Origin of the sequence: Rhodoferax sp., from assembly GCF_028714215.1 — a bacterium.
Taxonomy (GTDB): Bacteria; Pseudomonadota; Gammaproteobacteria; order Burkholderiales; family Burkholderiaceae_C; genus Rhodoferax.
This window is the reverse complement of the sequence record NZ_JAQTMS010000049.1, coordinates 18547-38102: the sequence shown is the minus strand read 5'-3', so window position 1 is coordinate 38102 and position 19556 is coordinate 18547. Positions and strand designations below refer to the sequence as shown.

Sequence of the window (19556 nt, the reverse complement as noted above, 5' to 3'; positions counted from 1 at the left end):
AATTTCACCAACGTTCCCTGACCGACCGCGACGGCTTCTGGGGCGAACAGGCCAAGCTGGTCGACTGGAAAGTTCAGCCGACCCAGGTCTGCGACTACAGCAATCCGCCGTTTGCCAAGTGGTTTGCCGGCGGCGTCACCAATCTGTGTCACAACGCGATCGACCGGCATCTGAAGGACCGAGCGGATCAGGCGGCGCTGATATTTGTTTCCACCGAGACCGATCAGGAGCGGGTTTATTCCTTCCGCGAGCTGCATGCCGAGGTGCAGCGCGTGGCCGCCGTGCTGAAAGACTTAGGGGTGCAAAAGAGCGACCGGGTGTTGATCTACATGCCCATGATTGCCGAGGCGGCTTTTGCCATGCTGGCCTGTGCCCGCATCGGCGCCATCCATTCGGTGGTTTTCGGCGGTTTTGCCTCGGGCTCGCTGGCCTCGCGCATCGAGGACGCGTCGCCCAAGGTGATCATCAGCGCCGACGCCGGTTCGCGCGGCGGCAAGGCGGTGGCCTACAAGCCCTTGCTCGATGAGGCAATCCGCCTGTCCAGCCACAAGCCCGATTCGGTGCTGCTGGTCGATCGGCAACTGGCGGCCATGAACCTGGTCGCCGGGCGTGATCATTTGTGGGCTCCCCTGCGCCAGAAGCACCTGCATACGGTGGTCGATTGCGAGTGGGTCGATGCCACGCACCCCAGCTACACGCTGTACACCAGCGGCACCACCGGCAAGCCCAAGGGCGTGCAGCGCGACACCGGCGGCTACGCCGTGGCGCTGGCCGCCAGCATGAAGCACATCTATTGTGGCAATGCCGGCGAGACCTATTTCTCCACCAGCGACATCGGCTGGGTGGTGGGCCACAGCTACATCATCTACGGACCTTTGATTGCCGGCATGGCGACCATCATGTACGAAGGCCTGCCGACGCGCCCGGACGGCGGCATCTGGTGGAGCCTGGTGGAAAAATACAAGGTCACCGTGATGTTCAGCGCGCCCACCGCGGTGCGGGTGCTGAAAAAGCAGGATCCGGCGCTGCTCAAAAAATACGACTTGTCGTCGCTGCGCGCCTTGTTCCTGGCCGGCGAGCCGCTGGACCAGCCCACCGCCCAGTGGATCAGCGAGGGTCTGGGCCGGCCGATTGTGGACAACTACTGGCAGACCGAGACCGGCTGGCCGATCCTGAGCATTTGCAAGGGCGTGGACGATTCTCCGACCAAGTTCGGCTCGCCCGGCAAGGCGGTGTACGGCTACAACGTCAAACTGCTGGACGAGAGCACCGGCGAGGAACTCACGGGCGCCAACCAGAAAGGCGTGGTGGCGATCGAAGGCCCGCTGCCGCCGGGCTGCCTGCAAACGGTGTGGGGCAACGATGAGCGCTTCGTCAGCACCTACTGGACCACCATCCCGGGCCGCCTGATCTACAGCACGTTCGACTGGGGCATACGCGACGAAGCCGGCTATTACTTCATCCTGGGGCGCACCGACGACGTGATCAACGTGGCCGGGCACCGCCTGGGCACGCGCGAGATCGAGGAGAGCATCTCGGCCCATCCCAATGTCGCCGAAGTGGCGGTGGTGGGTGTCGCCGATCAACTCAAGGGCCAGGTGGCGATGGCCTTCGCCGTGGTCAAGGACGCCAGTCTGCTGACCGACGACGCGGCCCGCCTCAAGCTGGAGGGCGAGATCATGAAACTGGTCGACAACGACCTGGGCGCGGTGGCGCGGCCGGCCCGTGTGCGCTTTGTCACCATCCTGCCCAAAACCCGCAGCGGCAAGCTGCTGCGCCGCGCCGTGCAGGCGATCTGCGAAGGGCGCGACCCCGGCGACTTGACCACCATGGACGACCCGGCAGCGCTACAGCAGATCAGGGATCTGGTGAAGGTCTAGGTCAGGCCTGCAAGGCCGGGCGAGCCGCCCGGTTTTGTGTTTGGTGGCACAATTAACGGGTTACTAGGCCCTTCCCAACGCCACAGTCGCATCCGCCAAACGGTTCAGCCGGGACGCGGAAGGTTATTCAACAAACAGCTTTAACCAGCTAATAGTTTCCTGCAGGGAAACGAAGGTCAGCGAAAAAATGAGTGAAATTGCGTCCCGCGGGACGGCTGCCGCGCCAGCGACAGCTTCGTCCGCGTCATCCGTCTACCAGGCCTATCAGGCCAACACCTATCTCTTTGGCGGCAACGCGCCCTATGTCGAGGAGGTGTACGAAAACTACCTCGCCAATCCCGGCAGCGTGCCCGATACCTGGCGCGATTACTTCGACGCCTTGCAGAATGTGCCGGCGGTCGACGGCAGCAATGCCAAGGACGTGCCGCATCTGCCGGTCATCAATGCCTTTGCCGAACGGGCCAAGCAGGGTGGCACCAGAGTGGTGGTGGCCAACGTCGATGCCGAAATGGGGCGCAAGAGAACCGCGGCGCAGCAACTGATTGCCGCCTATCGCAATGTGGGCGCTGGTTGGGCCGATCTGGACCCGCTGAAACGCACCGAGCGCGACAAGATTCCCGAACTGGAGCCCTCGTTCTACGGTTTCAGTGACGCCGATCAGGAAGCGGTGTTCAACACCAGCAACACCTTCTTCGGCAAGGACAGCATGAGCCTGCGCGAGCTGATGAACGCGCTGCGCCAGACCTACTGCGGCACCATCGGTGCCGAGTACATGTACATCACCGATCAGCACCAGAAGCGCTGGTGGCAGCAGAAGCTGGAGAGCATTCGCTCCAAGCCCGACTTCAGCGCCGACAAGAAGAAACACATCCTCGACCGTTTGACCGCGGCCGAGGGGCTGGAGCGTTTCCTGCACACCAAATACGTGGGGCAGAAGCGCTTCTCGCTGGAAGGCGGCGAGAGCTTCATCGCCGCCATGGACGAACTGATCCAGGGCGGCGGCGCCGTCGGCCTGCAGGAAATTGTGATCGGCATGGCGCACCGCGGCCGCTTGAACGTACTGGTCAACTCGCTGGGCAAAATGCCGGCCGACCTGTTCGCCGAGTTCGACCACACGGCACCGGAAGACCTGTCCAGCGGCGACGTCAAGTACCACCAGGGTTTCAGCTCCGACGTCGCCACGCCGGGCGGTCCGGTGCACCTGTCGCTGGCCTTCAATCCGTCGCACCTTGAAATCGTCAATCCGGTGGTGGAGGGCTCGGTGCGCGCGCGCATGGACCGGCGCGCCGACCCCAAGGGCAAACAGGTGCTGCCGATCCTGGTGCACGGCGACGCCGCTTTTGCCGGCCAGGGCGTGGTGATGGAGACGCTGGCGCTGGCCGAGACGCGCGGCTACACCACCGGCGGCACGGTGCACATCGTGATCAACAACCAGATCGGATTCACCACCAGCGACCCGCGCGACACGCGCTCCTCCCTGTATTGCTCCGACATCGTCAAGATGATCAAGGCGCCAGTGTTGCACGTCAACGGCGATGACCCCGAGGCGGTGGTGCTGGCGACCCAGATCGCGCTGCAATACCGCATGGAATTCCAGAAGGACGTGGTGGTCGACATCGTCTGTTTCCGCAAACTGGGGCACAACGAGCAGGACACGCCGGCGCTGACCCAGCCCCTGATGTACAAGAAGATTGCCCTGCATCCGGGAACCCGCAAGCTGTATGCCGACAAGCTGGCGGCGCAAGGGCTGGGCGCCACGCTGGGCGACGACATGGTGAAGGCAACGCGCGCCGCGCTGGACGCCGGCAGGAACACCTTCGACCCGGTGGTGACCAATTTCAAGAGCAAGTACGCGGTCGACTGGACGCCTTTCATTGGCAAGAAGTGGACCGACGCCGGCGATACTGCCATTGCGCCGACCGAGTGGAAGCGGCTGGCCGAGCGGCTCACCACTTTGCCCGACACGATTGCGCCGCACCAACTGGTGAAGAAGGTTTATGCCGACCGTGCCGCCATGGGCCGCGGGGACATTCCGGTCGATTGGGGCATGGGCGAACACATGGCTTTTGCCTCCCTGGTGGCCGGTGGTTACCCGGTGCGCCTGAGCGGCGAAGACTGCGGCCGCGGCACCTTCACGCACCGGCATGCGGTGATTCATGACCAGAACCGCGAGAAGTTCGACGAGGGCACCTACACGCCGCTGCAAAACGTGGCCGATGGCCAGGCGCCGTTCGTGGTGATCGACTCCATCCTGTCGGAGGAGGCGGTACTGGGCTTCGAGTACGGCTACGCCTCCAACGACCCCAACACGCTGGTGATCTGGGAAGCCCAGTTCGGCGATTTCGCCAACGGCGCGCAGGTGGTGATAGACCAGTTCATCGCCTCCGGCGAAGTGAAATGGGGCCGCGTCAACGGCATCACGCTGATGCTGCCGCACGGCTACGAGGGCCAGGGTCCGGAGCACAGCTCGGCACGGCTGGAGCGCTTCATGCAGCTCAGCGCCGACACCAACATGCAGGTGGTGCAACCGACCACGGCGAGCCAGATCTTCCACATCCTGCGCCGCCAGATGGTGCGCAACCTGCGCAAGCCGCTGATCATCATGACGCCCAAGTCGCTGCTGCGGGCGAAAGACGCGGCATCGCCGCTGTCGGAGTTCACCAAGGGCAGCTTTCAGACCGTCATTCCCGAGAACCGGGACGAAGTCATCAAGAAGGCCGAGAAGGTCAAGCGCGTGGTGGCTTGCTCGGGCAAGGTGTACTACGACCTGGTCAAGAAGCGCGAGGAAAAAGGCGCCGACGACGTGGCCATTCTGCGCGTCGAGCAGCTCTATCCGTTTCCGCACAAGGCCTTTGCCGCCGAGCTGAAGAAGTACGCGGCGGCGACCGAACTGGTATGGTGCCAGGACGAGCCGCAGAACCAGGGCGCCTGGTTCTTTGTGCAGCACTACATCCTGGAGAACATGCTCGACGGACAGAAGCTGGGCTACTCGGGTCGCGCCGCCTCGGCCTCGCCGGCCGTCGGTTATTCGCATCTGCACCAGGAGCAGCAAAAAGCGCTGGTCGAAGGTGCGTTCGGCAAGCTCAAGGGCGCCATCCTGTCCAAGTAAGGGATCCATTGCGGACAGCGTTGAACGCAGGTCCGGCAAATCAGATAAATGTTGGGGACAGGGCTTGAGAGCGGTCCCGCAAAGAAAGAGGTTTTGATATGGCTATCGTAGAAGTGAAAGTCCCGCAGTTGTCGGAATCCGTGGCCGAGGCCACCATGCTGCAGTGGAAGAAGAAAGTGGGCGATGCGGTCGCCATCGATGAAATCCTGATCGAGATTGAAACCGACAAAGTGGTGCTGGAAGTGCCGGCACCGTCCGCCGGCGTGCTGGTCGAACTGCTGGTGGGCGACGGCGGCACGGTAACGGCCGAACAGTTGATCGCCAGAATCGACACCGAAGGCAAGGCCGGTGCCGCTGCCCCGGCTGCCGCGCCCGCTGCTGCCCCCGCCGTGGCAGCTGCCGTTGCGACTGCCGCCAAGGCTGGCGTGGCCATGCCAGCGGCGGCCAAGCTGATGGCTGACAATCAGCTCGCCGCTGGCAGCGTCGCTGGCAGTGGCAAGGACGGCCGCGTCACCAAGGGCGACGTGCTGGCGGCGCTTGCCGCGGCACCCGCTCCGGCTCCCGCACCTCAAGCCGCCCCCGTGGTCACCATGCCGCCCAAGGCCGCAGCCGCCTATTTGCCGCAAGTGGCCGCGCCCGCCGTGTCCCTGGGTGAGCGTCCCGAGCAGCGCGTGCCCATGAGCCGCTTGCGAGCCCGAGTTGCCGAGCGCCTGCTGCAGTCGCAATCGACCAACGCCATTCTGACCACCTTCAACGAGGTCAACATGGCGCCGGTGATGGAGATGCGCAAGCGCTTCCAGGAGCGCTTCGAGAAGGAACACGGTGTGAAGATCGGTTTCATGAGTTTCTTCGTCAAGGCCGCAGTGCATGCGCTGAAAAAATTTCCCATGCTCAACGCCTCGGTGGACGGCACCGACATCGTCTACCACGGCTACTTCGACATCGGTATCGCGGTCGGTTCGCCGCGCGGCCTGGTGGTGCCCATTTTGCGCAACGCCGACCAGATGAGCTTTGCCGAGATCGAGAAAAAAATAGCCGAGTACGGCGCCAAGGCGCGTGACGGCAAGCTGGGCATCGAAGAGATGACCGGCGGCACCTTCTCCATCAGCAATGGCGGCACTTTTGGCTCCATGCTGTCGACCCCCATCATCAACCCGCCGCAGTCGGCCATCCTGGGCGTGCACGCCACCAAGGACCGGGCCGTGGTGGAGAACGGTCAGGTGGTGGTGCGCCCCATGAACTACCTGGCCATGAGCTACGACCACCGCATCATCGACGGCCGCGAAGCCGTGCTGGGACTGGTGGCGATGAAGGAGGCGCTGGAAGATCCGGCACGCCTCTTGTTCGACATCTAAGGAGCGGCGATGAGCAAACAATTCGATGTGATCGTCATTGGCGCCGGCCCCGGTGGCTACATCGCCGCCATTCGCGCCGCGCAGCTGGGCATGAGCGTGGCCTGCGTCGACGAGTGGAAAAACAGCAAGGGCGCTCCAGCACTGGGCGGCACCTGTACCAATGTGGGTTGCATCCCCAGCAAGGCCTTGTTGCAGTCGTCTGAGCATTTCGAGCAGGCCCAGCACCATTTTGCCGAGCACGGCATCTCCGTCGCCGACCTGAAGATGGACGTGGCCAAGATGGTGGGCCGCAAGGACACGGTGGTGAAGCAGAACAACGACGGCATCCTGTACCTGTTCAAGAAAAACAAGGTCAGCTTCTTCCACGGCCGCGGCTCTTTTGTGCAAGCCACTGAGGGTGGCTACCAGATCCAGGTGGCCGGCGCGGTCGAGGAAACCCTGGTCGGCAAGCAGGTCATCGTGGCGACCGGCTCCAACGCCCGGGCACTGCCGGGTGTTCCGTTCGATGAGGAAATGATCCTCTCCAACGACGGCGCGCTGCGCCTGGGCGCGGTGCCGAAAAAACTGGGCTTGATCGGCTCTGGCGTGATCGGCCTGGAGATGGGTTCGGTCTGGCGCCGCCTGGGCTCCGACGTTACCGTGCTGGAGGCTCTGCCGACCTTCCTGGGCGCGGTGGACCAGCAGATTGCGCGGGAGGCGCACAAGGCCTTGCTCAAGCAAGGGCTGAAGATCGAGCTGGGCGTCAAGGTCGGCGCCATCCAGAGCGGCAAGCAGGGCGTCAGTGTTGAATGGACCAACGCCAAGGGTGAGGCCCAGGAACTGCAAGTGGACAAGCTGATCGTGTCGATCGGTCGGGTGCCCAACACCACCGGCCTGAACGCCCAAGCGGTGGGCCTACAGCTTGACGAACGCGGCGCCATTGTGGTGGACGACCAGTGCCGCAGCAATGTGCCCGGCGTCTGGGCTGTCGGCGATGTGGTGCGCGGACCGATGCTGGCGCACAAGGCCGAGGAGGAAGGCGTGGCGGTGGCGGAGCGCATGGCGGGGCAGCACGGCCACGTCAATTTCAACACCATTCCCTGGGTCATCTACACCAGCCCCGAGATTGCCTGGGTCGGGCAGACCGAGCAACAGCTGAAGGCCGCCGGCCGTGCCTACAAGGCCGGCACTTTTCCGTTTTTAGCCAATGGCCGGGCGCGTGCGCTGGGCGACACCACCGGCATGGTGAAGATGCTGGCCGATGCCGCGACAGACGAAATCCTGGGGGTTCATATCGTCGGCCCGCTGGCCAGCGAGTTGATTGCCGAGTGTGTGGTGGCGATGGAATTCCGGGCCAGCAGCGAAGACATCGCCCGCATCTGCCATGCCCATCCGTCCCTCAGCGAAGCGACCAAGGAAGCGGCGCTGGCCGTGGACAAGCGCACGCTCAATTTCTGATTTGCCGTAGCCCGAGCCAGGCTCGGATGGCAAATTACGAATCCAGGGGCTCCAGCTTGACGATCACCAGCGACAGGTTGTCGCCGCCGCCGCGGCCGCGGGAACGCGCTTTCTCGATCAGGAACTGGGTTGCCTCGCGAGCCGACAGGCTGGCCAGAACCGAACCTATTTCGGCGTTGCTGAAGTAGTGCCAGACGCCATCGCTGCAGGCCATCAGCACATCACCGGCGCGCAGTTGGGGGATCAGGTGAACATCCACCGGGGGTTCGCTTTCGGTGCCAAGGCAGCCCACCAGAATATTCGACTTGGGATGAACGGTGGCCTGCTCTTCCGTGATCTCGCCCCGGTCGACCAGCGTCTGAACGTAGGAATGATCCTTCGACCGTTTCACCAGCTTGCCGGCGTGGAAGTGGTAGATCCGCGAGTCGCCGGAGTGCGCCCAGTGGCAATCGCCAGCCGGGTTGATCAAAAAAGCCGCCACCGTGCTGTGCGGTTCTTCTTCCGCGGAAATGGCGGTCAATTTGATGACCGTGTGAGCCTCCCTCACCAACTGCATCAGCGTCGCCCCGGCGTCATCGGTCTCCGGCGCGTAGCGCTCAAACAATTGCTTGGCCGTCATCATCACCTGATCCGAGGCCTTGCGTCCGCCGCTGCGCCCGCCCATGCCGTCCGCCAGCACTGCCAGCACGCAGCCACTGACACGTTTGTGGCTGAGCAGGATGACCTGATCTTGCTGGTATTCACGGTCTCCCTTGTGGATGCCGGTGGATGCGCTGAGTCGGTAGCCTTTGGACATGTGGAGCCGTTAAAAAGAGAGGGAAAAACTGGGATGAGCCATTCTATTTGGACGTATTATCGAGTCGGCATGCGAATATATCCCGATTGATTGGTTTGTTTACTTTTACTGATTGAAGCTGTGGACTCTAACCTGCACTCTCCCGAACGGCGGCTGATTGACTTGCGCATCGAGCACGGCGATCTGGATGCCATGATAGACCGCGCCAGTAGTGAGACACCTCTGGATGAACTCCTGATGCGACGGCTCAAGAAGAGACGGCTCAGTTTGCGCGACGAAATAGCACGAATTGAACGCCTGTTGAATCCTGACGAGCCCGCCTGACGGATGAGTCTGAAGGATCTTGTGCGCGAGGCTTTCGCGCCAAGCGGGGTGTTGTCGCGTGCGGTGGAGGAATTCAAGTCCAGAGACGGCCAAACCGATATGGCCATGGCGATTGCACACACCATCGACGAGGGTGGGGTGCTGGTGGTCGAAGCCGGGACCGGCATCGGCAAGACTTTTTCCTATCTGGTGCCGGTGTTGCTGAGCGGCACGCGCGTCCTTCTCTCCACCGCCACCAAGACCTTGCAAGACCAGCTGTTCGGTCGCGACCTGCCTCTTTTGATCAAGGCCCTGGGCCTGCCGGTACGCACCGCCCTGCTCAAGGGGCGTGCCAGCTATCTGTGCCCGCAGCGTCTGGAAGTGGCGCGGCAACAAGCCCATTTCGAGAACCGCGTGACGTTGCGGACATTGGCCAAAATTGAAGAGTGGGCGCTGCTTACCCGCAGCGGCGATCTGGCCGAACTGCCGGGCCTCGACGAGCGCTCGCCGGTGATCCCGCTGGTCACCTCTTCACGCGACAATTGCCTGGGCTCGCAGTGCCCCCATTTGCGTGCCTGTCATGTCAATCAGGCCAGGCGAGAGGCTCTGGCAGCGGATGTCGTGGTGGTCAATCATCACTTGTTTTTTGCCGATCTGGCGGTCCGCGAATCCGGCATGGCGGAACTGCTGCCGACGGTGCGCACAGTCATCTTTGACGAAGCCCATCAGCTCAATGAAACCGGTGTGCAGTTTTTGGGCCAGCAATTGACAACCGGCCAGTTGTTCGACTTTGCCCGCGATTTGCTGGCCTGCGGTTTGCAGCATGCGCGCGGACTGGCGGATTGGCAGACCCTGGCGGGCGATGCCGAGCGCGCCGCGCGTGATTTGCGCCTGGTGGTGGGGCGGACCGGTCCAGGCGCCAGACTGCGCTGGGTCGGTGCGGCGCCGGAGCAATTGAGCCTGCCGGAGTGGCAGGAGGCATTGGGCGAGGTGCACGCGGCCTGCGCGCGGGCCGCGCAGGCGCTCTCGACGCTGAGTGAGATGGCTCCTGATTTGTTGCGTTTGAGCGAGCGGGTCGCGGGCCTGATCGAGCGACTAGGTTTGTTTTCGCAACCCTGTGCCAGCGAATCGGTGCGCTGGCTGGATGTCGGAACGCAACTGAGTCTGGTGGAGTCGCCGCTGGACATTGCGGACATGGTCCGGACCCGGCTCACCACGCCAGCCGATGCGCAGGGTTCGCAGCGCTCCTGGATCTTTACCTCTGCGACACTGGGCGCCGACGCGCGCTTGCGCTGGTTTACCGAGTCGTGCGGACTGGAGGACGCCGAAATCCTGAAAATCGGCAGTCCGTTCGACTATGCGGCGCAAGCGGCCCTCTACGTGCCACGCCATTTGTCGAAACCCAGTGATCCGGCGCACAGCGCGCAAGTGGCCCATTTTGTGGCCGGCGCGGCGGCGGCGATTGGCGGCCGGACCCTGGTTCTGACCACCACGCTGCGCGCTTTGCAGGCCATTAGCGAAGCCTTGCAGCGCCAGTTCCCGGACGTGCAAGGCCTGCAAATTCTGGTCCAGGGGCAGCAGCCGAAACGCCAGCTGATGGAGCGGTTTCGTCTCGGTGCTCAGGACGGCGGGGCCGGTTGTGTGCTGGTCGCATCGGCCTCTTTTTGGGAAGGCGTGGATATACCGGGCGATGCGCTGCAACTGGTCGTCATTGACAAACTGCCGTTCCCGCCACCCAACGATCCGTTGGTCGAGGCGCGCTCCAATCGTCTGGAGGCGATGGGACGCAGCGTATTCAACGATTACTACATGCCGGAAGCGGCCATCGCCCTCAAGCAAGGCGCCGGACGCTTGATCCGCCGCGAATCGGATCGTGGCATCCTGGTTGTTTGCGACACCCGACTGGCCGTCATGGGCTATGGCCGCCGACTGTTGGCGGCATTGCCGCCGATGCGAAGAATAAGTTCGGAAGAGGAGTTTGCCGAGGCGCTGCAAGCGCTTACCAGAACTTCCACCACGGATCCGAGCTGGCCTTGAGGCCACGGCTCAGGAATTCAGACTTGGGGTAGTTCTTTTCGAGCACCCGTTTGGCGTCGTCACGCAGCTGTGTCATGCCCAGGGCGTCGTACGATTGGACGACCAGATACAGTGCCTCTTCAATCGCCGGCACGCCCTGGTAATCGGAGATCGCCTGTTGTGCCCGGTTGATGGCCGCCACGTAAGCGCCACGGCCATAGTAATAGCGCGCCACATGCAGCTCGTAGTGCGCCAATGAATTCACGATGTAGGTCATGCGCAGGCCGGCATCGGGCGCGTAGCGCGATGTCGGGAAGCGGGTCACCAACTCCTTGAACGACTCAAACGATTCCTTGGATGCCTTCTGGTCGCGTTCCGCCAGATCCTGGCGGGCAATGTAGGAGAGAACACCCAGGTCGTCATTGAAATTGACCAGACCTTTAAGGTACAGGGCGTAATCAAGGGCCGGACTGGCCGGGTGCAATTTCATGAACCGATCCAGCGTGGCAATCGCTTGCGCCGCCTCGCCGGACTTGTACTGGGCATAGGCCTTGTCAAGTTGAGCCTGCTGCGCCAGAGGCGTTCCGGCGGCACGGCCTTCCAGTTTTTCAAGATGAGAGATGGCCTTGTCGTAGCCACCTGAACTCAACTCGTCCTTGGCCTCGGTATAGAGTCTGTTAGGGCTCCAGTTGGCTTCCTTGTCCTCCGGCGTGGAGGAACACCCGGCCAGCAGCAAGACTGCTCCAGCCAGCAACCAGGCGCAGACAACCGATAATTTGGCTCGAAGCATGTGGGACAACTTTCTTGAAAAATTCCGAATTGATTATATCGAGAGGGCTTGACGGCGAGGATCCCGAAGACCGGGCCGACACCGGGCCGGATGTCGAGTTACGGCAATTGATTTTTGGCGAAGCCCAGCATGGACTGCGTCTGGACCAGGCCCTGGTTGGGTTGGTACCTGAATTTTCGCGCAGCTATCTGCAGCAACTGATCGATTTGGGCGCCGTCACGGTCAATGGGGTGGTGCTGCGCAAAGCGTCGGCGCGCGTCAAGGCGGCGGATCGCGGGGCCATCGAGTTGCGGCCGACACCGCAAAGCCAGGCCTTCAAGCCGGAAGCGATGGCACTGGAAATCACCTACCAAGACGAACACCTGATGGTGGTGAACAAGGCGGCCGGTCTGGTGGTCCATCCAGCGCCCGGTAACTGGAGCGGCACCTTGTTGAACGGCTTGCTGGCGCACGATGCCGGGGCCCTGAATTTGCCGCGCGCGGGAATAGTTCACCGATTGGACAAGGACACCAGTGGCTTGATGGTGGTAGCCCGGACGCGCCCGGTCATGGACGCCTTGGTTCGAGCCATCGCGGCACGCGAGGTGGGGCGCCAGTACCTGGCATTGGCGCACCGGCCCTGGGTTGGCAGCAGTCGCCGCGAAATCGATCTGCCGATTGGCCGGGACCCGCGGAACCGGCTCCGGATGGCGGTGGTGGATGTCAGCCAGCATCCGGGGAAGCCGGCCCGGACAGACTTCGAACTGCTGCAAAACTGCGACCTGGGGTGTCTGGTTCGGTGTACCTTGCACACCGGCCGAACGCATCAGATTCGGGTCCATATGGCAGCCATCGGTCATCCGCTGGTGGCCGATGCTCTGTATGGGGGTAGCGCGGCGGCGGGCCTGCAACGGCAAGCGCTGCATGCTTGCCGTCTGGTGTTCACGCACCCGGTGACGCAACAGGCCATGCTCTTTCAGGCGGCCTTGCCAGATGATTTGAAGCAAGCCTTGAGCCAGTGGGGCCTAAGTTATACTCAGCCCTGATGGCGTAATAGCCAGCCCCCCGACAGGCAGTCGGGGTCAGGCGCTGCGGATTTATCAATCTGCCTGCCGCGCCCAATGAATCATACTGATTTTGTGCCTTGAGGGTGCCTTTCCCGGAAATTGCAGGACCATGAATACGGCGGATGCCAAGCGCGTACTAGAAACGGCCTTGATTTGCTCGCAGCAACCTTTGCAGGTCCGCGATATGGGTCTGTTGTTCGACGACGTCCTGGAAATCGAGACGATCAAGCAATTGTTGCTGGAACTGCAGCAGGACTGGGCGCAGCGCGGCGTGGAACTGGTCAGCGTGGCAAGCGGATGGCGCTTTCAAAGCCGCCCCGAGATGCGGGAGTTTCTGGATCGCCTGCATCCCGAAAAGCCGCCTCGCTATAGCCGTGCCACCCTGGAAACCCTGGCCATCATTGCCTACCGGCAACCGGTCACGCGCGGCGATATCGAGGATATACGGGGTGTGACGGTGAATTCCCTGATGATCAAGCAACTCGAAGACCGGGGCTGGATCGAGGTCATCGGGCATAGAGACGTGATCGGACGGCCTGCTCTTTTTGCCACGACCAAGCATTTTCTGGATGACTTGGGACTGGCTTCATTGGACCAATTGCCATTGATGGATGCGGCGGTCGGGCACGCCGACGCTCTGCAAGCGCTTGCCGGCAGCGATGCGGCCGTCCAGGCCGAGCTCGATATTGCGCCGGCACTGGCAGCGACGCCGGATGACGGTGGCGAATCATTTTTTTGACCAGGACTCAACCATGAGCGTGAACAGCGACGACGCGTCGACCCAACTTGGGGTGAATTCTCTGCACCCCGGACTTGAACCGGCCGCAGAGGGACCTGAGGCCGGGCTTGAAGTCTCCGCGGCCGAGCAAGTTTTGGCGCCACAGGAACAACCTCAAATCCAGCCGACCGGGGAGCCGACCTTGCCGAGCCTGGGTTCAGGAATTCGCTTCGACGACGTGGTGTCGGGGCAGTTCGACGCGGATGAGGAGAGCGCGGAGTTGGTTCCCGTGAAGCGGGTGCTGGCGCCGCTGATGGAGACCCCCAAATTGCACAAAGTGCTGGCGCAATCCGGCATGGGATCGCGGCTTGAGATGGAACAGCTGATCATGGAAGGCCGGATCACGGTCAACAATGAGCCGGCGCACATTGGACAGCGCATTCAGTTCGGCGACCATGTCAAGGTCAACGGCAAGCCGATCAAGTTTCGGATTGACGCGCCGCCGGCCCGGGTGATCGCTTATCACAAGCCGGTGGGAGAGGTGGTGACGCACGACGATCCGCAGAATCGTCCCACCGTGTTTCGTCGATTGCCCAAGTTGTTTCAAGGTAAATGGCAATCGGTCGGGCGCTTGGACCTCAATACCGAAGGATTGCTGCTGTTCACCAGTTCCGGGCAGTTGGCCAACAGTCTGATGCATCCGCGGTTTGGCCTGGAGCGGGAATATGCGGTGCGCGTGCTGGGGGCGCTGGACAAGGACGAGAAGCAAAAACTGCTGGAAGGTGTCAAGCTGGACGATGGCATCGCCCAGTTCGGCTCGATTGAAGAGGGCGGCGGTGAGGGTTCGAACTGCTGGTACCGGGTCACCATCTCCGAGGGACGCAACCGCGAGGTTCGCCGCATGTTTGAGGCGGTGGGCCATGCGGTCAGTCGTTTGATCCGGATCCGCTACGGTGCCATGGTGCTGCAGCGGGGGCTCAAGCGCGGTGCCTGGATGGAACTCGATGAAGGCGACATCAAGGCGCTGATGCAGGCGGCCGGCAGCCAGGGCTCCCGGCCGCGCGGCGCTGATGCCGGTCCGGCTGGCGCCGATGCGCCCAAGCGCGAAGACGCGAAAGTGCCAGGGTCGCGCAATCGGCGGCGCGGCGGACGTGGCAATGGTCCGCGCGGGGCCCCGGCCGGCGGTGCCAAAGAGCCTGGTCAGGGGTTTGCAGGGGGTGCCGGCGCGGGGCGTAAAAAAAGCAATCGGAGCGAGTCGGGCGAGCGCCAAGGTAACGGGGCGCAACCGGATCCGATGAAGACCGCTTTTGGCTACATTGGCGCCGACAGCTTCACGCGCCAGCGACAGGATCAGGGTCAACGCCGCGGCGGCGGTGGCGCCGCCGGCGGACAACGCCGAGGTGGCCGCGGTCGCTGACTTTCACGATAAAATTCAAGACTTTGCCCAGTCGGTCGAAATTAAAACATCAAGCTCAGGAAAAACCTATGACTATCGAACGTACTCTCTCCATTATCAAACCCGATGCGGTTGCCAAGAATGTGATCGGCCAGATCTACGCCCGTTTTGAAGCGGCGGGTCTGAAAATTATCGCTGCCAGGATGGTGCGTTTGTCGCGCGCCGAGGCGGAGGCCTTTTACGCGGTTCACAAAGAGCGTCCCTTCTTCAAGGATCTGGTGGAGTTCATGACCTCCGGTCCGGTCATGGTTCAGTGTCTGGAGGGCGAGAACGCGGTCTTGAAGAACCGTGACCTGATGGGTGCCACCGATCCGAAAAAAGCAGCGCCCGGCACCATCCGCGCCAGTTTTGCCGACAGCATCGACGCCAATGCGGTGCATGGTTCCGATGCGGCTGAAACCGCTGCCGTCGAAGTCAGCTTTTTCTTCCCCGGCATGAACCTGTACTCGCGCTAGAACATGGCCCGTGCGCTCCACTGCGTTTTGCTGCCCCGCCCGGGGACTGTAGCGCGCTTGGGGCGGCCCGGCGCCGCGCCGCTGCGATGACGGCCAATCTGCTCGATTTCGATCTCGAAGGGTTGGCCGCTTTTTGCCAGCGACTGGGTGAAAAACGCTATCGCGCGGTCCAGTTGTTTCGCTGGATTCATCAAAAAGGCGCGGCCAATTTTGATGACATGAGCGATCTCGCCAAGTCTTTGCGCGAGAAGCTCAAGCTGGTTGCGCAGATCAAGGCGCCGACCGTGTTGTCGCAGCACATCTCGTCCGACGGCACCATCAAGTGGTTGTTCGATGTCGGTGCTGGCGACGCCGTTGAAGCTGTTTTCATTCCCGAGGAAGATCGCGGAACCCTGTGCGTTTCCTCGCAGGCCGGTTGCGCCATGGGTTGCCGTTTTTGCTCGACCGGGCATCAAGGCTTCAGCCGCAACCTGAAAACCGGCGAAATCATCGGCCAACTGTGGTTTGCCGAGCGCTTCCTGCGTCAGCACCTACAGCGCGACGAGCGCGTCATCTCGAACGTGGTGATGATGGGAATGGGCGAGCCGTTGCAGAACTATGCCGAATTGATTCCGGCCTTGCGCATCATGCTGGACGACCATGGCTACGGCTTGTCGCGCCGGCGTGTCACGGTTTCCACTTCCGGTATCGTGCCCAAGATGGACCTTCTGGCCGAACAGTGTCCGGTGGCCTTGGCGGTGTCCCTGCACGCACCGAATGACGCCTTGCGGGACAACCTGGTGCCATTGAACAAGAAATATCCATTGGCCGAACTGCTGGCGGCCTGCGATCGTTATCTGGCCCATGCGCCCAGGGACTTCATCACTTTCGAATATTGCATGCTGGATGGCGTCAACGACCAGCCGGAGCATGCCCGTCAACTGGTCGAACTGGTCCGGCAACATTCGAGCCGGACTGGCTGGTGCAAGTTCAACCTGATTCCTTTCAACCCTTTTCCTCAATCCGGCCTGACCCGGTCGCCGCCGGAACAAATCCTGCGATTTGCCAAAATTTTGAGCGACGCCGGTATTGTCACGACAATACGCAAGACGCGAGGCGATGATATTGACGCTGCCTGCGGCCAGTTGGCGGGCGATGTCATGGACCGCACCCGTGTCGGCGAGCGAATCGCGCGCCAGCGCACCGTGATGCTGAAGCCGGTGGCGACGTTTAACCAGTCAGTCAAGGAGACTTGAGGCATGAAAATGAATGCGACGGCAGGGTTGCGGATGCAGCAATGGTTGTTCTGTGCCTGTCTGCTGCTGGTTGGCATGGCCGGCTTGACCGGCTGTGCTTCAAAAGGCGGTCCGGGTGACAGCGGGTCCGAGATCGTCACCGATTCCGATGAGCCGGAGGTACACCGGCGGGCACGCATTCGCCTTGAACTGGCGGTCGGCTACTTCGAGCAGGGCCAAATCACCATCGCACTGGATGAACTCAAACAGGCGCTGGCCGCCGATCCAAGTTATGCCGAGGCCTACAGCTTGCGCGGTCTGATTTACATGCGGCTGAATGATTTTCGGTTTTCGGAAGAAAGTTTCAGGAAGGCGCTGGAGCTCAACCCGCGCGATTCCAACGTCATGCACAACCTGGGTTGGCTGTTTTGCCAGCAGGCCAGATACCCCGAGGCGCAGCAGCTTTTCTCGCAAGCACTGGCCAATCCGCAGTATGGCGAGCGCGCCAAGACGCTGCGCGCGCAAGGCCTGTGCCAGGTCAGGGCCGCGCAGCTGGCGGCCGGTGAGCAAAGCCTTTTGAAGTCCTATGAGTTCGATGCCGGCAACCCGGTTACCGCGTACAACCTGGCGACCCTGCTGTTTCAGCGCGGCGACTTTGTTCGCGCACAGTTCTATGTCCGGCGTTTGAACAACAGTGAACTGGCCAATGCGGAGTCCTTGTGGCTGGGCGTCAAGGTTGAACGGCGCCTGGAAAATCGGGATGCCATGCAGCAGCTGGCAGCCCAGTTGATGAAACGCTTTCCGAAGTCACGCGAAGCGGCCGCCTACCAGCGAGGTGCGTTCGATGAGTGAGCCCGTTTTGCCGTCCGCCGAGGAACAGCTGCCGACGCCGCAGCCAATGACCCAGGTCACCGGCGGTGCCATGCTGCGGCTGGCCCGCGAAGCACTGGGCTTGCACATCGCGGCACTGGCGGTTTCGCTGAAGGTTCCGGTGAAAAAGCTGGAGGCGCTGGAGGCCGATCGATTTGACCTGTTGCCGGATGCCGTTTTTGTGCGCGCATTGGCCTCCAGTGTTTGTCGCTCCCTGAAAATCGATCCAGAGCCGGTGCTGGCGAAAATGCCGCACACCAGTGCGCCGCAACTCAGGGCTTATGAGGCTAGCATCAACATCCCGTTTCGCTCCCCGGCCGGTCGCGGCGGCATGTTCTCCTGGGATCATCTTTCCCGGCCTTTTGTGTGGGTGGTGTTGGGTCTTCTGACAGGCGCGCTGGTACTCTTCTTTTTTCCGGTCGGACAGCGAATTGAAGTCGCCGTCGCACCGAAAACCGATGCCGCCAGCGTGAACCCACCGCTCCCGCTGCCGGCGCCGGCGCCCACGGCAAACGAGGAGAAAGCGCTGCCCGCGGCAGCCCCGGCGGCGGAGGCCGTCAATGCCTCTGCCGTGCTGGTGCCTGGTTCGGGTGCCACCTCCGGTGTCGTCGTTTTCAAGGCGCGCGCGGTGTCGTGGATCGAGGTGGTGGATGCCAGTGGCGTGGTGCAGGTGCGCAGGAACATGGCCAGCGGCGAGACCATCGGTGCCACCGGTGCCTTGCCGCTGGCGGTGGTGGTGGGCCGGGCCGATACCACGGAGGTGCAGGTGCGCGGAAAGCCATTCGACCTGATAGCCATTGCCAAAGACAATGTCGCTCGTTTTGAGGTGAACTAGTGGGCGTTTTATTACCGATTGAATCCACCGTCCCCAAAGCGCGGCGAACGCGGCAGGCCCGCGTGGTCTGGGGCGGGCGCGTTGTCACCGTGGGGGGCGCTGCGCCGGTGCGCATTCAGTCCATGACCAATACCGACACCGTGGACGCCATAGCCAGCGCGATCCAGGTCAAGGAGTTGGCCCTGGCTGGTTCCGAGCTGGTGCGTCTGACGGTCAATACCCCGGAGGCGGCCGCCGCTGTTCCCTACATTCGGGAGCAGCTTGACCGGATGGGAATCGATGTGCCGCTGATTGGCGATTTCCATTACAACGGGCATCGCCTGTTGACCGATTTCCCGGACTGCGCGCAAGCCCTGTCCAAGTACCGCATCAATCCCGGTAACGTCGGCAAGGGCGACAAGCACGACAAACAGTTCGGCTTGATGATAGAGGCGGCCATGCGCTGGGACAAGCCGATCCGCATCGGGGTCAATTGGGGCAGTCTGGACCAGGAGTTGCTGGCCGGCTTGATGGATGAGAACAGTCGCCGCGCGGTGCCCTGGGAGGTGAAGCCGGTGATGTACGAAGCCTTGATCACTTCGGCGCTGGCGTCGGCCCGCCTGGCGGCGGCGATGGGCATGAATGAAGACCAGATCATTCTTTCCTGCAAGGTCAGTGGCGTCCAGGACCTGGTGGCGGTTTACCGGGAGCTGGCCAAACGCTGCGACTATGCGCTGCACCTGGGTTTGACGGAAGCGGGCATGGGGTCCAAAGGCACCGTTGCCTCAAGCGCGGCGCTTTCGATTTTGTTGCAGGAAGGCATTGGCGACACGATTCGCGTCTCGCTGACGCCGCAACCCGGCGAAGCCAGAACGCAGGAGGTTGTGATCGCCTGCGAGATTCTGCAGGCCCTGGAACTCAGGTCGTTTGTCCCCAGTGTCACCGCCTGCCCGGGTTGCGGCCGTACCACCAGCACGACTTTTCAGGAATTGACCAAGCAGATCGAGGATTTCCTGCGGCTGCAAATGCCGCTCTGGCGCGAGAAATACCCGGGGGTTGAGAAGCTGAAGGTGGCCGTCATGGGTTGCATCGTGAATGGCCCCGGTGAAAGCAAGCATGCCGACATCGGCATCAGTCTGCCCGGTACCGGCGAGGCGCCGGCGGCTCCGGTCTATATCGATGGCGAGAAACACCTGACCTTGCGCGGCGACACGATTGCGCAGGAGTTCCAGAAGATCGTGGAAAACTATATTGAAAAACGTTTCGGCGTGCCTTCGGCTGCCGGGGCGCGTTGAAT

Annotated in this window: 16 protein-coding genes; 14 read left to right on the top strand and 2 right to left on the bottom strand. The window is 62.3% G+C overall.

Translation table 11 applies throughout. The annotated features are described in order from the left end of the window. The 4 genes from PHS32_RS18710 to lpdA form a co-directional block, all read left to right on the top strand. The coding region (locus PHS32_RS18710; protein ID WP_301080611.1) for a propionate--CoA ligase at positions 1-1880 on the top strand (1880 nt) is incomplete at its 5' end. Positions 1881-2067: 187 nt separating this feature from the next. Further along, on the top strand, positions 2068-4989 hold the full coding sequence (locus PHS32_RS18705) for a 2-oxoglutarate dehydrogenase E1 component (protein WP_301080610.1): 2922 nt from the start codon (positions 2068-2070) through the stop codon (positions 4987-4989). A gap of 98 nt (positions 4990-5087) precedes the next feature. Beyond that, positions 5088-6344 carry a 2-oxoglutarate dehydrogenase complex dihydrolipoyllysine-residue succinyltransferase gene (gene odhB / locus PHS32_RS18700; protein WP_301080609.1) on the top strand — a complete coding sequence of 419 codons (1257 nt, stop codon included), beginning with the start codon at positions 5088-5090 and terminating at the stop codon, positions 6342-6344. 9 nt (positions 6345-6353) lie between these two features. Then, complete coding sequence (gene lpdA, locus PHS32_RS18695) at positions 6354-7781, top strand: dihydrolipoyl dehydrogenase (protein ID WP_301080608.1); 1428 nt, start codon at positions 6354-6356, stop codon at positions 7779-7781. Between the two features lie 34 nt (positions 7782-7815). Here the strand turns inward: lpdA and PHS32_RS18690 are convergent, their stop codons facing one another. After that, the gene (locus PHS32_RS18690; RefSeq protein WP_301080607.1) at positions 7816-8577 is read right to left on the bottom strand and encodes a protein phosphatase 2C domain-containing protein; all 762 of its coding nucleotides are present in this window, start codon (positions 8575-8577) and stop codon (positions 7816-7818) included. Positions 8578-8697: 120 nt separating this feature from the next. On the opposite strand from PHS32_RS18690, the gene PHS32_RS18685 reads away from it, so the two are divergent. Both PHS32_RS18685 and PHS32_RS18680 read left to right on the top strand, forming a co-directional pair. Continuing rightward, the gene (locus tag PHS32_RS18685; RefSeq protein WP_301080606.1) at positions 8698-8901 is read left to right on the top strand and encodes a YdcH family protein; all 204 of its coding nucleotides are present in this window, start codon (positions 8698-8700) and stop codon (positions 8899-8901) included. Between the two features lie 3 nt (positions 8902-8904). After that, entirely contained in the window at positions 8905-10917 is a 2013-nt protein-coding gene (locus tag PHS32_RS18680; protein WP_301080605.1) for an ATP-dependent DNA helicase, read from the top strand. On the opposite strand, the gene PHS32_RS18675 is transcribed toward PHS32_RS18680, so the two are convergent. After that, positions 10880-11686, bottom strand: a complete 807-nt coding sequence (locus PHS32_RS18675) for an outer membrane protein assembly factor BamD (protein WP_301080604.1) — start codon at positions 11684-11686, stop codon at positions 10880-10882. The two genes, PHS32_RS18680 and PHS32_RS18675, sit on opposite strands and share 38 nt — an antisense overlap. Before the next feature lie 35 nt (positions 11687-11721). On the opposite strand from PHS32_RS18675, the gene PHS32_RS18670 reads away from it, so the two are divergent. The 8 genes from PHS32_RS18670 to ispG all read left to right on the top strand — a co-directional run bounded on the left by PHS32_RS18670 (position 11722) and on the right by ispG (position 19554). Further along, on the top strand, positions 11722-12711 hold the full coding sequence (locus PHS32_RS18670; protein ID WP_301080615.1) for an RluA family pseudouridine synthase: 990 nt from the start codon (positions 11722-11724) through the stop codon (positions 12709-12711). A 130-nt stretch (positions 12712-12841) separates the two neighbouring features. Continuing rightward, positions 12842-13471, top strand: coding sequence for an SMC-Scp complex subunit ScpB (gene scpB, locus PHS32_RS18665; protein WP_301080603.1), 630 nt, complete (start codon positions 12842-12844; stop codon positions 13469-13471). Positions 13472-13484: 13 nt separating this feature from the next. Next, positions 13485-14867 (top strand): pseudouridine synthase, encoded by a 1383-nt coding sequence (locus PHS32_RS18660; protein ID WP_301080602.1) that lies wholly within the window; start codon positions 13485-13487, stop codon positions 14865-14867. 68 nt (positions 14868-14935) lie between these two features. Then, on the top strand, positions 14936-15361 hold the full coding sequence (gene ndk, locus PHS32_RS18655) for a nucleoside-diphosphate kinase (protein WP_301080601.1): 426 nt from the start codon (positions 14936-14938) through the stop codon (positions 15359-15361). Between the two features lie 86 nt (positions 15362-15447). Continuing rightward, on the top strand, positions 15448-16596 hold the full coding sequence (rlmN, locus tag PHS32_RS18650; RefSeq protein WP_301080600.1) for a 23S rRNA (adenine(2503)-C(2))-methyltransferase RlmN: 1149 nt from the start codon (positions 15448-15450) through the stop codon (positions 16594-16596). A 3-nt stretch (positions 16597-16599) separates the two neighbouring features. After that, positions 16600-17427, top strand: a complete 828-nt coding sequence (pilW, locus tag PHS32_RS18645) for a type IV pilus biogenesis/stability protein PilW (protein ID WP_301080599.1) — start codon at positions 16600-16602, stop codon at positions 17425-17427. Then, positions 17420-18280: a helix-turn-helix domain-containing protein gene (locus PHS32_RS18640; RefSeq protein WP_301080598.1), complete on the top strand. Its 861-nt coding sequence runs from the start codon at positions 17420-17422 to the stop codon at positions 18278-18280. Before pilW ends, PHS32_RS18640 begins: the two co-directional genes overlap by 8 nt. Then, on the top strand, positions 18280-19554 hold the full coding sequence (gene ispG, locus PHS32_RS18635; protein WP_301080597.1) for a flavodoxin-dependent (E)-4-hydroxy-3-methylbut-2-enyl-diphosphate synthase: 1275 nt from the start codon (positions 18280-18282) through the stop codon (positions 19552-19554). The genes PHS32_RS18640 and ispG overlap by 1 nt, the downstream gene beginning before the upstream one ends. Positions 19555-19556 lie beyond the last annotated feature (2 nt).

Bases quoted from the DNA above. Each gene is read 5' to 3' on its own strand.
- PHS32_RS18705 (WP_301080610.1), top strand. From the start codon at position 2,068: ATGAGTGAAATTGCGTCCCGCGGGACGGCTGCCGCGCCAGCGACAGCT.
- odhB (WP_301080609.1), top strand. From the start codon at position 5,088: ATGGCTATCGTAGAAGTGAAAGTCCCGCAGTTGTCGGAATCCGTGGCC.
- lpdA (WP_301080608.1), top strand. From the start codon at position 6,354: ATGAGCAAACAATTCGATGTGATCGTCATTGGCGCCGGCCCCGGTGGC.
- PHS32_RS18690 (WP_301080607.1), bottom strand. From the start codon at position 8,577: ATGTCCAAAGGCTACCGACTCAGCGCATCCACCGGCATCCACAAGGGA.
- PHS32_RS18680 (WP_301080605.1), top strand. From the start codon at position 8,905: ATGAGTCTGAAGGATCTTGTGCGCGAGGCTTTCGCGCCAAGCGGGGTG.
- PHS32_RS18675 (WP_301080604.1), bottom strand. From the start codon at position 11,686: ATGCTTCGAGCCAAATTATCGGTTGTCTGCGCCTGGTTGCTGGCTGGA.
- scpB (WP_301080603.1), top strand. From the start codon at position 12,842: ATGAATACGGCGGATGCCAAGCGCGTACTAGAAACGGCCTTGATTTGC.
- PHS32_RS18660 (WP_301080602.1), top strand. From the start codon at position 13,485: ATGAGCGTGAACAGCGACGACGCGTCGACCCAACTTGGGGTGAATTCT.
- ndk (WP_301080601.1), top strand. From the start codon at position 14,936: ATGACTATCGAACGTACTCTCTCCATTATCAAACCCGATGCGGTTGCC.
- rlmN (WP_301080600.1), top strand. From the start codon at position 15,448: ATGACGGCCAATCTGCTCGATTTCGATCTCGAAGGGTTGGCCGCTTTT.
- pilW (WP_301080599.1), top strand. From the start codon at position 16,600: ATGAAAATGAATGCGACGGCAGGGTTGCGGATGCAGCAATGGTTGTTC.
- PHS32_RS18640 (WP_301080598.1), top strand. From the start codon at position 17,420: ATGAGTGAGCCCGTTTTGCCGTCCGCCGAGGAACAGCTGCCGACGCCG.